We start from the raw sequence: 14,479 nt of genomic DNA, 5'->3' as shown, positions 1-14,479 counted from the left end.
ATAGTATGGATGCTTGCCTGCGGAAAATAAAACATATTTCAAAGTGAAGCTTATTATTAAATCTTTTTCTTTCAAGTCTCACCAGCAATAGATGCACCATTACAAAGCCATTCTGCTAAATGAATGGCCATGTTTTGCCGGGCGAGTAGGTATTTGTTGCGAATGTCTGCCTGCATGCCAATTATTATGGATACCTGGCAAGCCACCGGGTGCTGGCGGAACAGGGCGGCTACACACAGCCAAATGGCCAGCACATTTTGCGATTTGCGCTGTAGTGAAAAAATCATTACCTGACAAAAAACGGTAAGCTCGCTTGAGAATGTGTGGTGTTTGCCCCAGCCTTATTGGCAGCAACTCCCGCTTTATATCAAACAAAACCGGTAAAGGCATGAGCAAGCCGCCTGGGTGGGCTATGCTGGCTTGACCATTCAAGGTACATGCTGCGGGGAGAGCTTCATGACTAAGCCAGCAACGGAAAATACTTGGTTTATCGATTCCTTCCAGAATGCACAGCATTTTGTGCATGTGCTGGAAAATATTTTTGACCCATTTGGCATGAACAGATCTGCCATCCACACCCAGCTGGCCTGGTTGTGCCATCCCGCCCAGCTGGCTGAATCCAATGCCCGGCTGTCACAAAAGCTGTTCAATCTGCAGCAGTATGCCGCCAGACGCTGCCTTGGGGTGAAAGGGCCGGAAGTAGAGTCACCCCATCCGGAAGATACCCGGTTTGTGGAGGCGGAATGGTCGGATACCGTCAGTTTTGATATCGCCAAACAGTGGTATCTGATCCTGACCCATCACCTGCAAGACATGGTGTACGAAACCCCAGGCCAGTCGGCGCGCACTACCCGACAGGCGGCGTTCTGGAGCCGTAACTGGCTGAATGCACTGGCACCCAGCAATTTCTTCTGGAGCAACCCGGTTGCCATGCGTCGGGCGGCCGAAACCAATGGCGAAAGCCTGCGGCTGGGCTGGCAGAATTTTCTGGAAGATGCCCGTCAGGGCGCGGTGCGCATGAGCAGTACCGATGAATTCAAGGTAGGGGAGAACCTGGGCACCACGCCGGGCAAGGTGGTGTTCCGTAATGCCTTGTTCGAGCTGATTCATTACACCCCCACTGTCAAGGCGGTGCATCAGGTGCCGGTGTTGATTGTGCCACCGTGCATCAACAAGTTTTACGTGCTGGACCTCACCCCGAAAAAGAGCATGATCCGCTATCTGCTGGAGCAGGGGCTGGACACCTATATCATCAGCTGGCGCAATCCGGGCGCGGATCAGGCCGGCACAACCTTCGACCAATACCTGCAGGACGGGCTGGACCAGGCTTTCCGGGTGGCATGCGCGCTGTCCGGTCAGCCGCAGGTCAATGCGGTGGGTTATTGCATAGGCGGGGCCATGCTGGCCACCTGGCTGGCATGGAGCAGCCAGCACTACACCAATGGCGATAATCCGGTAGCAAGCGCCACCTTTTTTGCCACGCTGGTGGACTATCACAGTCCGGGCGACATCGAGGTATTCATCGACCCGGCCACGCTGGACTGGCTGGACGGGAAAATGGCCGAAACCGGCTATCTGGATGGCAAGGACATGGCCATGTCCTTCCGCATGCTGCGTCCCAACAGCCTGATCTGGCACTACGTGGTGCATGGCTGGCTGTACGGTGAAAAACCTTCGGCCTTCGATGTGCTGTACTGGAATATGGACACCACCCGCATGCCGGCAACCATGCATTCCTGGTATCTGCGCCAGTTTTACCAGCACAATAATCTGATCAAGCCCAACGTGCTGACCGTGGCTGGTCACCCCATCAATCTGGAGAACATCAGCCAGCCGGTGTATGCCGTTGCCGCCGAAGACGACCACATCGCACCGTGGAAACAATCCTTCCGGCTCAATCACTTCCTGTCTGGCGACAAGCGCTTCGTGCTGTCTACCTCCGGCCACATCCTGGGCATCGTCAACCCGCCGGTCAATCCGCCCAAGCGCGCGTTCTGGGTGGCCCCGGCGGAGCGCCACCAAAGCCCGGAACACTGGAAGCAAGCGGCCGAACATCATCAGGGCAGCTGGTGGGATGACTGGATGCAATGGCTGAAACCACGCTCGGGTGCGCTGGGCAAGGCACCGTCGGTCAGCAGCCGGCAATACCCGGCACTGGGTGATGCGCCTGGCAGTTATGTGCTGGAGAGCTGAGCCAGGCTATTTGGTCGATAGCGCATGATGTTCACCTGCCCGCAGCTTGCTGTGGGCAGGCGGCCCGATGCCTTAGGCCAGGGAAATCATGATCAGTAGCGGGCTGACAAGGGTCAGCACAAAGCCGCTGATCAGGGCCAGCGATACATGATGAGTGCCGCATTTCTGCCGGATCAGGGGCAGGGTGGCATCCAGTGCGGTGGCACCGCAAATGCCGATGGCCTCCCTGCTGAAACGTGCGCCCAGCAGGTACAGCATGGCAATGGCCATCAGCTCCCGGAACAGGTCGGTCAGCATGGCAATGGCCCCATAGTTGCTGCCCAGCTTGCTGCTCACCAGAATGCTGGACAGGGTGACCCAGCCAAAACCGCTGGACAGCGCCAATGAAGTCCACACCCCTTCGCCGGTAAACACGGCCGCCGCCATGCCCCCGGCCAGCGAGCCGATGATGACCAGAACCGGCAGCACCATCACCTCCGGCGTGCGCCAGGCACTGCCCAGCTTCAGCTCCACCAGGTCGATGCCAACCAGCACAATCAGCAGGTAAAGCAATTGGCTGGTGCTGATGGCATCCAGCCAGCCCAGCTGAAACCCGGATGCAACGGCCCCCATGCCCACCATGCCCAGGGCCAGCAGGCAGTCGCGCAGTGCATGCAAAAACTGCGTGACGGGCGGGCGTTCGGCTGGCTCTGTTTTGCCGCTGGCACGCGGCTGACGCATGCACAGCACAATCAGCCCCCATGGCAGCAAGCTGGTCAGGGACGCAAAAATCAGCGCCGTCCCCAGGGTTTTACCCAGCATGCTGCCATCACTCAGCACCGTGCCGAAGCCCTTGCCGCAAAAGAACAGCAACAGCCAGATCAGCGGCGTCAGCAGGCGGGCACAATGCCGGGTATGGCGGCGCGGCAGCAGCAGGCCGATGCCGTAACCGCACAATAGCGCCAGCATGATGGGGAGAATGGATGCCAGGATCAGTTGCATGGCGGGCTCATTTCAAGGCAGGGCGAAGGTGTAAACATGATTGTTTTTTTCATGGTGATTGCTATGCGCAGTCGTACTGCTTGGCGCGGGAGGCCGTCAGTATCACCAATTGCTGAATTCTCAGGAATGGATGAAACAAGCTTTTTGAATTCCCGAAACAGGAATAAGCTGCCCGGTATCACAAGGGGAGTGGATGCATGCTGAATCGACTGGAAATGCTGCGAATCTTCTGTACTGCGGCGGAAGCACGCAATTTCAAGGAAGCCGCGCAGCAACTTGGCATCTCGCCACAGGTGGTGACCCGTGCCATCCAGGAGCTGGAAAGCCAGTTCGGCGAGCTATTGTTCCATCGCAATACCCGCCAGTGCCGGATTACCCGCGAAGGCGAGCGTCTGGCACATATCGCCAGGCAAGGCGTGGAGGGGATTGATTGCCTGTTCCGCGGCGCGGAAGCCAATGCGGCCCAGCAGGTGGAAGGCACGGTAAGGCTGACCGCGCCGGAGGCCATCGGCCAGACCAGCCTGGTACACAGCCTGGCACGCTTGCGCCAGCAGTATCCGGGCCTGCATTTCGAACTGCATCTGGAAGATGATGAAACCGATGTGGTGGATGAGCAGATTGATATCGGCATCCGCCACGGCTTGATCCGGGACAGCCGCTTTGTAGCGCGGCAAGTGGCCGAAGTGCCGTTCTACATGGTGGCCGCCCCCGGCTTGCTGGCCCGCTGCGGGGTACCGCGCACGCTGAAGGACGTGCAGCAACAGCCAGTGGTCGGCACCATCGACCAGCGCACCGGCAAACCGTGGCCCTGGTTTTTCCGCCAGGAGTCGCAGTGGATTCCGCGGGAGCTGGCATTCATCAGCAACAGTACGCAAGCCGAGTGTGCCGCGGTATTGGCAGGCTTTGGTTTTGCCCAGATGCCCGGTTTTGTCGCCATACCGCACCTGCGCAGCGGCGAGCTGGTGGAGGTGCTGCCCGAGCTGGCACCTACCCCGTGGGCGCTGAGTGTGTACCGGCCACAACGCAGCCCGGTTCCAGCGCGGGTTCGCGTGGTATACGACTGGCTGGTCAGTGACTTTTCCAATCCCGCGTTTTTCCCGCTCCTGCCCTGAAACCGCAGCCAGTCCAATATCGGCCTGTGACAGCGTGCTGACTCCCCGCTAGCGCCTTTTCAAATCGCCACCCGTCATCAGGGAAGGCAGCGTGGCCAGGCAGGGGCGCTCATGGCGTGCAGTTTGCCAGCGTGGGGCTGGCACGACGGTCCAGTGCGCCGGACCAGGTGGTGAGCGCCAGTGCCAGCAGTACGATCAGCGCGCCAATCCACGGGGTGGCCATGATGCCCATTGCCTCGACAATCAGGCCGCCCGCCCAGGCACCGAATGCAATGCCCAGGTTGAATGCGGCAATGTTCAGGCCGGATGCCACATCCACCGCATGCGGTGCATCGCGCTGGGCTTGTTGCACCACGTAAAGCTGCAGGCCGGCCACATTGCCGAATGCCACCGCACCCCACAGCAAGATGGTGAGCACCACCAGCCATTGCGAACTGGCGGTCAGCGCCAGCAATACCAGCGCAAGGGCCAGGCCTGCAAAGATGATCTGCAGCGCCCGTACCGGGCCTTTGCGGTCGGCCAGGCGGCCACCCCAGACATTACCCACTGCAACCGAAATACCGTAAACCAGCATCAGCACGCCGGTGGCCGAGGCTTTGAAGCCGCTGACCTGCTCCAGCATCGGGGCAAGATAGGTAAACGCAATGAATGAACCGCCGTAGCCCAGCGCCGTCATGGCATACACCAGCAACAACCGCGGCTTGCCCAGTACCGAAAACTGGCCGAGCAAGGAGGTGGGCGCCGTGCGGGCGATGTTGTCCGGCACCAGCAGCCAGCTGCCGGCAAGGGCGATCAGGCCAAGGCCGGAGACGGCAAGAAAAGTGGTTTGCCAGCCAAAGGTCTGGCCGATGAAGGTGCCCAGTGGCACACCGGTCACCAGGGCAACCGTCAGGCCGGAAAACATCAGCGCAATGGCCGAGGCGGCTTTCTGCCTGGGCACCAGGCTGGTGGCAATGGTGGAACCTATCGAGAAAAACACACCGTGGGTCAGGCCGGTCAGCACGCGGGCGATGGCCAGCGTGCCATACGCCGGAGCCTGCCAGGCCAGCAGGTTGCCCAGCGTGAACAGGGCCATCAGGGTCAGCAGCAGGGTTTTGCGTGGCAGGCGGCTGCTGAGGGCGGTCAGTACCGGCGCGCCAATGGCCACACCCAGCGCATACAGGCTGACCAGCATGCCGGCAGAGGGCAGCGATACGTGCAGGCTGGCGGCAATGGTCGGAATCAGCCCGACGATGACAAATTCGGTGGTGCCGATGGCAAACGCGCTGAGTGTCAGCGCCCAGAGGGCAAGTGGCATGCAAAAACTCCTTAAAGCAGTGTGAGGGCATCACCGGTGACCCGTACTCCGCTCCTGCCGGTGCAGCTGGGGGCCAGTTGCGGATGGCGGACACCGGACTGCCCCGGCACGAGTTTGCGTGGAGGTCGGTTGGCAATGCAGGAAGAGTTCGCATTATCATTGCTTGAAAAAGCAGGAAAAATACGTCTGAAACCCAATGTCTTGTGACTAGAAATCAACAATGCTGAGCACAGAAACCATGCAGGCTTTTGTCACCGTGATCGAGGAGGGCTCGTTTTCTGCTGCGGCAGAACAGCTGGGGCTGACTCCATCCGGCATCAGCCGCAGTATCGGCAAGCTGGAAAAACAGCTGGGTGTGCGCTTGATCAGGCGCACCACGCGGCGGCTGGATCTGACCGATGAGGGGCGCTGGTTCCTGGAGAATGCCCGCGACATCCTGGGCCGCATGCAGGCAACGGAGCTGACGCTGCAGTCGGCGGCGGAGCATCCGTCCGGCCTGTTGCGCATCAATGCCGCCACGCCGGTGTTCGATCATGTGCTGGCCCCCTTGTTGCCCGCGTTCTGTCGTCGTTATCCGCGCATACGGCTGGAGCTGACCAGTGGCGAGATGGTAGGGGACCTGATTGAACAGGGGGCCGATGTGGCCTTGCGCGTCGGCCAGTTGCAGGACTCCACCCTGAATGCGCGCTTGCTGTTTGAAAGCCGCTGGCGTCTGGTGGCGTCGCCAGCCTATCTGGCCGAACACGGTGCGCCGGACTCGGTGGCCGAGCTTGCCCGCCAGCGCCTGCTGGGCTTCTCCCAGCCCTCGTCCTTGAACCTGTGGCCCTTGCGGCATGGTCATGTTGACGGTTTGGCGATAGAGCCGACGATGACCGCTTCCAATGGCGAGACGCTACGCTATCTGGCGCTGGCCGGTAACGGCATTGCCTGCCTGTCGGATTTTCTGGTCGACCGGGATATTGCCGCCGGTCATCTCACCGCCTTGCTGCCCGATGACATGCTGCCGTGGCGGCAGCCGGTGTGGGCGGTGTATTACCGTCAGGGTTTTCTGGCGGCGCGGGTGGCGTGCTTTGTCGACTTTCTGTCCGGACAGTTGCGCGCGCACAGTCAGCAGCCATGAGCCGTGCGCCGGGTGCCAGTCAGCAGTCGCTGGGCAGCCGGATGATACTGGCGCTGGTATGCAGTGCCGCAGGCCGCACGACAGGTTCAAGCTGGCCTGAAACCGCTTGCATCCTGCTGGGTTCATGGCCTGTATTCATGCCAGTTTTTTGCTTGTGCTGCTTATTCAGCCTGGAGCTGCTAACAAAAAACCTGCTGCGGCGTTGCGCCTCCTTGCCGTACCCTTGTACTGTCTGCGTCGGCGCGCCTGGCACCAGGGATGCTACGCTATTTTGTCAGCCGCTCTCAGGCTGGCATTTCACCATTACTTCGAACAAGCGAGGCCCGGTCATGCACATTGCCATTCTTACCTTCGACGGATACAACGAACTGGACTCGCTGATTGCCTTTGGCATCCTGAACCGCATCAGGAAGCCGGACTGGCGGGTATCCATTGCCAGTCCGACGGCACGGGTGACGTCCATGAATGGCGTGGTGCTGGAATCGCACATTTCGCTGGCCCAGGCCTGCGAGGCGGATGCCGTGATTGTTGGCAGCGGCCTGAAAACGCGGGATGTAGTGGCCGACGAAACGCTGATGGCGCAGCTGCGGCTGGACCCCTCCCGTCAGCTGCTGGCGGGCCAATGCTCGGGCACGCTGATACTGGCCAGGCTTGGACTGTTGCAGGACATCCCGGCCTGTACCGACCTCATTACCAAGCCCTGGGTGCAGGAGGCGGGTATCAGCGTGTTGAACCAGCCGTTTTTTGCCAGAGGCAATGTGGCAACGGCAGGGGGCTGCCTGGCCTCGCAATATCTGGCTTTCTGGCTGATTGCCAGGCTTGAAGGCATGCAGGCCGCCCGGGAGGCACTGCATTACGTGGCCCCGGTGGGGGAGAAGGAAGACTACCTGGCACGTGCTTTACAGCATGTGTCGCCCTACCTGAGCGCGGACAGCGTGGCCTGAGCAAGGCTGACCGCCTGTTTGCCGGTGTGGGCCTGCACGCCATTGTGCTGCCGCGCAGGCCTGCCGTGCTCAGTCCGCCTGTACGCTGGCGATGTGCCCGGTTTGCTGCCAGCAGTCCAGCGCCTGAATCTGGCCGAACCAGCGGACGATTTCCCCGAACTCTTTGAGCGGCAGGCGGGCCTGCTGCCAGTCGGCCAGCGGGGCGGCAATGGCCAGATCCGCCAGCGATGGCTGTTGGCCGCATATCCACTCCCGCCCGGCAAGGTGCTGATCGAGAATCTGGCCGGCGGCGACAAAACCGGCTTCCGCCCGTTCTACTTCCACCGCGCTGGCCGGGCCTTGCCCGGCCATTTGCTTGATTGCGTTCTCCCAATTAAGGCTGCTGATTGGCGGCATCAGGTGCTGGGCACACCAGAACATCCAGCGGCTGGCGTCGGCCCGTTCGCGTGCACTGGCTGCATGCAGGGACTGATCCGGCGTCAGCTCTGCCAGGTATTGCATGATGGCGTAAGACTCCCACAGCACATGGCCATTGTCTTCCAGCACAGGAACCTGATGATTCGGGTTCAGCTGCAGGAAGGCGGGTGTGTTCTGCTCGCCACGGAACAGATCAACCTGTATCAGTTCAAGCGGCAAACCAAGTTGCCGGGCAACAAGCAGCACGCGGCGGCTGCAAGACGACAGGGGGTGGTAATAAAGACGCATGGCATTCACTCCGGTGGGTTGATCTCGAGTGATGCCATTGTCACGCCAGCCACTGACAGTTTTTGTCAGTAGTCAGCTGTTGTTACTGTTTTTGGCCTGCCGGGCGGCATCGGCTGCTCGCCACGCTTTCAGCAGCTCGTGCTTTCTGTGCGGGTAGTGCTCCTTGCCCGCACGCAGGGCAAAGATGCGGTCTGTCCGGAAATGACGGAAATCCTGCCGTGTTTCACACCATGCGGCCAGCATGCGTACGTGGTCGAAATAGCCCAAGGCCAGCGGCCAGATGGTGCGCTGGGTGACATTGCCCTGTAAGTCGCAGTAGTCGATGCTCAGCTTGTACCCGGCGCGAATGGCCTGACGGATGATGGACAAGTCCACCGCATCGGCTTCTGCCTGTGAAGGGGAGCCCACCAGCAGCGAACTGTTATCCAGACTGTGGCGCAATGCAGCGGGCAGCACTGCGGAAATCTTGGCCAGCGCATTCTGTGCGGCACGGCCTAGTTGGGTGTCGGTGCGCTTGGCCACCCATTGCGAGCCCAGTACCAGTGCTTCGATTTCCTCTGCGCTGAACATCAGCGGCGGCAGCATGAAGCCGGGTCGCAACACATAGCCCAGGCCGGGTTCGCCTTCAATCTCGGCACCTTGTGCCTGCAGGGTGGCGATATCGCGGTACAGCGTGCGCAGGCTGATGCCCAGCTCATCGGCGAGGCTGGCCCCGGTCACCGGGAAACGGTGTTGCCGCAGGGCTTGCAACAGGGTGAACAATCTTTCCGTACGTGACATGAAATACTGGTCTGGTGATAAGTACGCAGCGATCTTGCCACAGCGGCGCGGGTGACAGGCATGCATTTGCGCGGACACGGCAGCATGGTGACGGTATCGGGATGCTGCTCAGGCACCGCCCAGTCCATGCAGATAGTCCTGCAAGGACTGGCTGACAATGTCTGACAAGCGTTCGCAGCCGACTGTGGCGGTGGATTCGGCACGATACAACATGAGGCGGATGTCGGGCAGGGCGGGCAGGTCCTGCCGCAATTGCAGCGTATCCGGCACGCCGACCGGGGTGCGCACCGTCACGCCCAGCCCGGCGGCAACGGCAGCCCATATCCCGCTCAGGCTGCTGCTGCTAAAAGCCTGCCGCCAGGCCAGATTGGCCTGTTCCAGTGCGGCGCAGGCGGCTGCCCGCATCAGGCAGGGGGCTTCAAATGCCACCAGCGGCAGGGCGCTGTCCGCCGGGTATGGCCACGGGTTGGCCTTGCTGTCTATCCAGCACAGTGGCAGCGTGCCCATCACCTGTTGATATGGCCAGGGCTGGCCGCCATCCCAGGCCAGGACCAGATCAAGCTCTCCTTTGGCCAGACCATCCAGCAATTGCTGATTGCGTGCCACTTTTACCTCCAGCCGGAACTGCGGATGGGCACGGGAAAACTGCCCCAGAATGGCCGGCAACAGTGATTCGCCAAAGTCTTCCTGCATGCCGAAGCGTATCCAGCCTTGCTCCAGCCCGCTGCCTTGCACCGCCTGTACCGCCTCGTCATTCAGTGCCAGCAGTCGGCGGGCATAGGCCAGCATGACTTCCCCGGCGGGTGTCAGTACCAGGCCCCGGCCTGCCTTGCGCGTAAGGGGCTGGCCGGCTTGCTCTTCCAGCTTTTTCAGCTGGGCGCTGATGGCGGAAGTGGAGCGGTTCATGCGCTGGGCGGCCATGGCAAAGCTGCCCATCTCCACACCGGTCACAAAGCTGCGCAGCACATCCAGGTCCAGGCTGATGCGGCTCACGGTAATAGTCCTGAAAAAGTGAACAGTAATGCAAAAACATTTTGATTATCAAAATCATTCTGACTGCTTAAGCTGGGTGCTGTCAAAAACGACAGGGAAATCAGGCATGACCAGCTCTTCTTCACGCAGCATGCAGAACATGACAGCCGAGGCCCCCAGGCTGGCTGAAATTACCCAATCGCTCCTGTTTGGCGATGTCTGGCAACGCTCCGGCCTGAGTCCGCGCGAGCGCAGCATTGCCACGGTCGCCGCGCTCACCGCGCTATACCGGCTGGAACAGCTGCCGTTTCACTTGCAGCTGGCCATGGACAATGGCATCAGCCGGGCCGAACTGGGCGAGCTCATCACCCATCTGGCCTTTTACGCCGGCTGGCCTGCCGCTGCATCGGCGGTGGATGTGCTGGCCGCCATTCCGCACGGAAAGTGAGCCGGCCATGCCTTATACCCGTATCGCACTGGCGGCCGGCAAGCCGGAGTCCTGGCTCCGGGCCATCTCGCACAGCCTGCAGCAGGCGCTGGAAGAAAGCTTCGAGGTACCGGCGGGCGACTGTTTTCAGGTGTTCCAGCAATGTGGGGCTGGCGAGCTGGTGTTTGACCGGGACTATCTCGCCACCGAAGGTGCGCGCAGCGCGGACTTCACCCTGTTCCACATTACCGCCGGGCGGGCGCGCAGCACGGCGTGCAAGCGCGCATTCTTTGCCCGGCTGGCAGAGCGGCTGGCGGCCAGCCCCGGCCTGCGCCAGCAAGACATCATGGTGGTGATTACCACCACCGGGCTGGAAGACTGGTCATTTGGCAATGGCAAGTCGGCACTGCCTGAATGCGACAGTTAGGAGACCCATCATGCTTGCCATGCAATACCGTTTTGTCCTGCCCGCCGACTACGACATGGCCATCATCCGGCAGCGCATCCGTGAACGCGGCCATCTGCTGGATGGCTTTCCCCAGCTCGAATGGAAGGCCTATCTCTGGTCCGAACATGATGTCCGGCAGCCGGGCAGCGTCAATGCCTATGCGCCGCTCTACCTGTGGCGGGATAACGAGGGCATCAACCGTTTTCTTTCCAGCCCCGGTTTCAAGGCACTGTGCGCCGACTTTGGCAGGCCGCATGTGGATATCTGGCCGGTCTGGGACAGCATCGGGAGCCATGCCATGCCCACCGCCAGCGTGTGCCTCTGCCAGACGCAAGCCATTTTGCCTGGTCAGCCGTTTGACGCCTTGCGCCAGCAGGAGCAGGAACAGGCCGCCTGGCTACAGCAGCAAGGCGCCGTGTCGGTGTTGACCGCTTACGACCCGCGACAATGGCAGCTGCTGCGGGTATCGGCCTGGCGTAGCGAACAGGACTTCCGGCAGCAGGAGATGGACGGCACCTGTTACCGGATTGGCTATGTGGCGCCCGGGGCCTGAGTGTGCCGCATCAGCGCCAGCAAGCCGTGCAGACGCCGACAGTACATGGAGTACGGCAAGGCGGCGCAACACAGCAGCAGGGTTTTTGTTAGCGGCTCTTAACGCAGTTGCACGATGTCGCCCACGCGGGTGGTGTAGCAGGGCGATTTCTTTTCCTGCTTCATCCGCCAGTCCACGGTCAGGCCTTCGGCCCCCAGCTTGATGGTGCCGCTGCCAAAGTCCCGGTTGAGCTTGTCGATGGCGGCCATCAGCCGGTTGCGTTTGGGGTCGGGCAGCGGGCAGAACATATCCTGCTGCTGACGGGTGGCCGGGCCGATGTCCATCAGGATGACTCCAGCCTTGTGGTAGCTGAACTCCTTGCGCCAGATGGCGCGTAGCGCTGCCTGGGCCGCCTGGTTGAGCAGCAGGGTGTCGGCACTGGGGTGCACCAGCGGCACGCAGGTGTAGCCGTGGTACTGTCCCAGGTCGCGAAACGGGTTGGTGCGGATGCTGACGCCAATCAGCCCGGCGGCGCAGCCCTGGGCGCGCAGCTTTTCCGCTGCGCGGGCCACGTGGTGGCTGATGCTGGCCGACAGCGAGGGCAGGTCGTGCACCAGGCGGCTGAAGCTGCGGCTGGAGATGATTTGCTGCTTGGCCGGAGCCACGTCTTCCAGTGCCAGGCAGGCTACGCCGTTCAGCTCTGCCACCGTGCGCTCCACCACCACATTGAACTTGCGCTTGATGTGGCGCGGGTCGGCCAGTTTCAGGTCCAAAGCACTGTGGATATTCATCAGGGTCAGCTTTTCGGCAATGCGTCGGCCAATCCCCCACACTGAACCGACCGGGAATTCGGCCAGCAGCCGGTCCGCCTCGCGCGGGTTCAGCCAGTCCCATTCAAACACGCCGTTCCACTCCGGCCGCTTCTTGGCCACATGGTTGGCCAGCTTGGCCAGCGTCTTGCTGCTACCCATGCCCACGCAGGTGGGAATACCCAGCCCCTGCCACACCGCCTGGCGGATGCGATGGCCGTGGCTGTCCAGGTCCGGGATGCCTGTGACGTCCAGAAAGCATTCGTCGATGCTGTAGATTTCCTGCTGCGGGGCAAAGCGCGACAGCACACTCATCATGCGGCGCGACATGTCACCGTACAGCGCGTAATTGCTGGAGAACACCGCCACACGGTGCTTGTAGCACTGTTGCTGTATCTGGAAAAAAGGCAGGAAAGCCGGAATGCCCAGCGCCTTGGCCTCGGCCGAACGGGCCACCACGCAGCCATCGTTATTGGACAGCACGATGATGGGGCGGCCGATGAGGTCCGGGCGGAACACCCGCTCGCAACTGGCGTAAAAGCTGTTGCCATCCACCAGTGCAAAGGTGCTCATACCAGCCGCCGCACCACGGCAATCACCACCCCCCATATCTGCAAGGTGTAATCACCTTCTGCCGGAATCAGCGGATAGCCGGGCGCATCGGCCAGCAGCGCCAGCATGCCTTGCTGCTTGTGCAGGCGGCGCAGCACAAAGCCGTCCTCATGCGCGGCCACCACCACATTGCCGTGTACCGGACTGCGTGCTTTGTCGATCAGCACATAGTCGCCCTTGAAAATACCGTGGATGGCATCGTTGCTGGCCATCATCAGGAAGGTGCAGTCCGGGTCGTCCACCAGCAGGGTGTTGAGGTTGATATTGTCCTGCACGTAGTCGTCGGCCGGGCTGGGAAAACCGGCACGCACGCTGCTGGCCACCAGTGGAATGCGCAGCGGGCTGGAGCGGGACAGGGGAATGGGGTAGTGCATGGCAACTGCTCGATATGATTATGTACAAAATCAAATATAGCAGAAAGCAGGCAGTGCAGGGTGAGGATTTGCGCGAGAAAAACCGAAGCCGTTACGCTTGGCAAGGCCGGGCCGGACGGCATACCATGCCGCCATGTGCATCAACTTCATGCCCCCAAACCCGCGCCAGCTGGCAAGCCATTTCAATCTGCCAGCTGGCGACCTGCTGTGGCCGGACGAGTGCTGGCAAGACTATCTGGCACCCATCATTGTCAAAGGCCGCCACGGCGAAGCGATGCTGCAGCTGGCCAGCTACGGCATGGTGCCCAAACGCCACCAGCCACCCGGCGTGCGCATCAGCACCATGAATGCGCGCGCCGAAACCATTGGTGAACTGTTTAACTACCGCCGTGCCTGGCAGCAGCAGAACCTGTGCCTGGTGCCCATGCAGCACTTTTACGAGCCGTGTTATGAATCCGGCCGCGCCGAGCGCTGGAAAATCGGCATGGCCGACGGCAGTCCGTTTGCCGTGGCCGGCCTGTGGCGCGCCTGGTCCGAGCCGGATGGCAGCATCAGCCACACCTTTACCCAGATCACCATCAACGCCGACCACCATCCGCTGATGAAGCGCATGCACCGGCCGGGCGATGAAAAGCGCTCGCTGGTGATTGTGCCGCCGGATCAGTACATGCACTGGCTGAACTGCTCCAATCCCGAACAGGCACGCAGCTTTCTTACTCACTACCCCGCCGAACTGATGACCGCCGCTCCCGCACCGCTCAAGCCGAAAGAAGCCGCACCGGAGCAGGGCAGCTTGTTTGATTGAGCTGTAATCATTCCTTCTTTTCCTGATGGCTTGAAAGCCTCATACTGGCTTTTATGCAAAAGTCATTGATTGGGCGTTTCCCCAAAACTTCAAGATCGAAGCTGTCAAGCAGCTTATTGAACGCGGCTATTCCATACCTCCATCACCAAACAGGTCACTCAACTCGGTATGTCTGTTCTCAAGCTGTATTAATGGTTAAAACGCCATATTGGGGAGGTCTGACTTGGGAGCTGAAAGATGTTGCATCAAGGCATGATTGAAGGGGATGGCCGGGTGGTGGTGTCCTTCAAAAAGCCACTGTATACCCCGTAGATGTCCAGTCCCGGACGATTGCTTACGCGCTTTTTGAATAAATCAGGCCGCTGCTT

15 protein-coding genes are annotated in these 14,479 nt (G+C 60.8%); 8 read left to right on the top strand and 7 right to left on the bottom strand.

Going from position 1 to position 14,479, the window contains the following annotated elements; genetic code table 11:
- Positions 1 to 555: 555 nt before the first annotated feature.
- Complete coding sequence (locus tag ACE3SE_RS16750; protein WP_374556956.1) at positions 556 to 2,193, top strand: PHA/PHB synthase family protein; 1,638 nt, start codon at positions 556 to 558, stop codon at positions 2,191 to 2,193.
- A 72-nt stretch (positions 2,194 to 2,265) separates the two neighbouring features.
- On the opposite strand, the gene ACE3SE_RS16745 is transcribed toward ACE3SE_RS16750, so the two are convergent.
- Positions 2,266 to 3,174, bottom strand: a complete 909-nt coding sequence (locus ACE3SE_RS16745) for a lysine exporter LysO family protein (RefSeq protein ID WP_374556954.1) — start codon at positions 3,172 to 3,174, stop codon at positions 2,266 to 2,268.
- Between the two features lie 197 nt (positions 3,175 to 3,371).
- On the opposite strand from ACE3SE_RS16745, the gene ACE3SE_RS16740 reads away from it, so the two are divergent.
- Entirely contained in the window at positions 3,372 to 4,286 is a 915-nt protein-coding gene (locus ACE3SE_RS16740) for a LysR family transcriptional regulator (protein WP_045844720.1), read from the top strand.
- Between the two features lie 109 nt (positions 4,287 to 4,395).
- Here ACE3SE_RS16740 and ACE3SE_RS16735 read toward each other — a convergent pair whose 3' ends face one another.
- Entirely contained in the window at positions 4,396 to 5,583 is a 1,188-nt protein-coding gene (locus ACE3SE_RS16735; protein ID WP_374556951.1) for an MFS transporter, read from the bottom strand.
- A gap of 220 nt (positions 5,584 to 5,803) precedes the next feature.
- On the opposite strand from ACE3SE_RS16735, the gene ACE3SE_RS16730 reads away from it, so the two are divergent.
- Together ACE3SE_RS16730 and ACE3SE_RS16725 are read left to right on the top strand one after the other, a co-directional pair.
- Complete coding sequence (locus ACE3SE_RS16730) at positions 5,804 to 6,703, top strand: LysR substrate-binding domain-containing protein (protein ID WP_374556949.1); 900 nt, start codon at positions 5,804 to 5,806, stop codon at positions 6,701 to 6,703.
- Positions 6,704 to 7,032: 329 nt separating this feature from the next.
- A complete protein-coding gene (locus tag ACE3SE_RS16725) occupies positions 7,033 to 7,647 on the top strand; it encodes a DJ-1/PfpI family protein (protein WP_374556947.1) in 615 nt (204 codons plus the stop codon).
- Between the two features lie 69 nt (positions 7,648 to 7,716).
- Here the strand turns inward: ACE3SE_RS16725 and ACE3SE_RS16720 are convergent, their stop codons facing one another.
- The 3 genes from ACE3SE_RS16720 to ACE3SE_RS16710 form a co-directional block, all read right to left on the bottom strand.
- Positions 7,717 to 8,352: a glutathione S-transferase family protein gene (locus ACE3SE_RS16720; RefSeq protein ID WP_374556945.1), complete on the bottom strand. Its 636-nt coding sequence runs from the start codon at positions 8,350 to 8,352 to the stop codon at positions 7,717 to 7,719.
- Positions 8,353 to 8,424: 72 nt separating this feature from the next.
- Positions 8,425 to 9,132: a helix-turn-helix transcriptional regulator gene (locus ACE3SE_RS16715; RefSeq protein ID WP_374556943.1), complete on the bottom strand. Its 708-nt coding sequence runs from the start codon at positions 9,130 to 9,132 to the stop codon at positions 8,425 to 8,427.
- Positions 9,133 to 9,240: 108 nt separating this feature from the next.
- Entirely contained in the window at positions 9,241 to 10,125 is an 885-nt protein-coding gene (locus ACE3SE_RS16710; protein WP_374556941.1) for a LysR substrate-binding domain-containing protein, read from the bottom strand.
- A 106-nt stretch (positions 10,126 to 10,231) separates the two neighbouring features.
- Here ACE3SE_RS16710 and ACE3SE_RS16705 point away from each other — a divergent pair, with 106 nt between their 5' ends.
- The 3 genes from ACE3SE_RS16705 to ACE3SE_RS16695 are packed head-to-tail and all read left to right on the top strand — an operon-like array spanning position 10,232 to position 11,532.
- A complete protein-coding gene (locus ACE3SE_RS16705; RefSeq protein ID WP_374556939.1) occupies positions 10,232 to 10,552 on the top strand; it encodes a carboxymuconolactone decarboxylase family protein in 321 nt (106 codons plus the stop codon).
- Positions 10,553 to 10,559: 7 nt separating this feature from the next.
- The gene (locus ACE3SE_RS16700) at positions 10,560 to 10,958 is read left to right on the top strand and encodes a tautomerase family protein (protein WP_374556937.1); all 399 of its coding nucleotides are present in this window, start codon (positions 10,560 to 10,562) and stop codon (positions 10,956 to 10,958) included.
- Positions 10,959 to 10,968: 10 nt separating this feature from the next.
- Positions 10,969 to 11,532 carry a DUF4865 family protein gene (locus ACE3SE_RS16695; RefSeq protein WP_374556936.1) on the top strand — a complete coding sequence of 188 codons (564 nt, stop codon included), beginning with the start codon at positions 10,969 to 10,971 and terminating at the stop codon, positions 11,530 to 11,532.
- 98 nt (positions 11,533 to 11,630) lie between these two features.
- Here the strand turns inward: ACE3SE_RS16695 and ACE3SE_RS16690 are convergent, their stop codons facing one another.
- Positions 11,631 to 12,893, bottom strand: a complete 1,263-nt coding sequence (locus tag ACE3SE_RS16690; protein WP_374556934.1) for a Y-family DNA polymerase — start codon at positions 12,891 to 12,893, stop codon at positions 11,631 to 11,633.
- A complete protein-coding gene (locus ACE3SE_RS16685; RefSeq protein WP_374556932.1) occupies positions 12,890 to 13,306 on the bottom strand; it encodes a LexA family protein in 417 nt (138 codons plus the stop codon). Before ACE3SE_RS16685 ends, ACE3SE_RS16690 begins: the two co-directional genes overlap by 4 nt.
- 148 nt (positions 13,307 to 13,454) lie before the next feature.
- Here ACE3SE_RS16685 and ACE3SE_RS16680 point away from each other — a divergent pair, with 148 nt between their 5' ends.
- Entirely contained in the window at positions 13,455 to 14,111 is a 657-nt protein-coding gene (locus ACE3SE_RS16680) for an SOS response-associated peptidase (RefSeq protein ID WP_374556930.1), read from the top strand.
- Positions 14,112 to 14,479: the final 368 nt, after the last annotated feature.

It is taken from the genome of Aquitalea pelogenes, from assembly GCF_041914625.1.
Lineage (GTDB): Bacteria > Pseudomonadota > Gammaproteobacteria > Burkholderiales > Chromobacteriaceae > Aquitalea > Aquitalea pelogenes.
The sequence above is the reverse complement of the archived record's forward strand: the minus strand, read 5'-3'. Positions and strand labels throughout refer to the sequence as shown.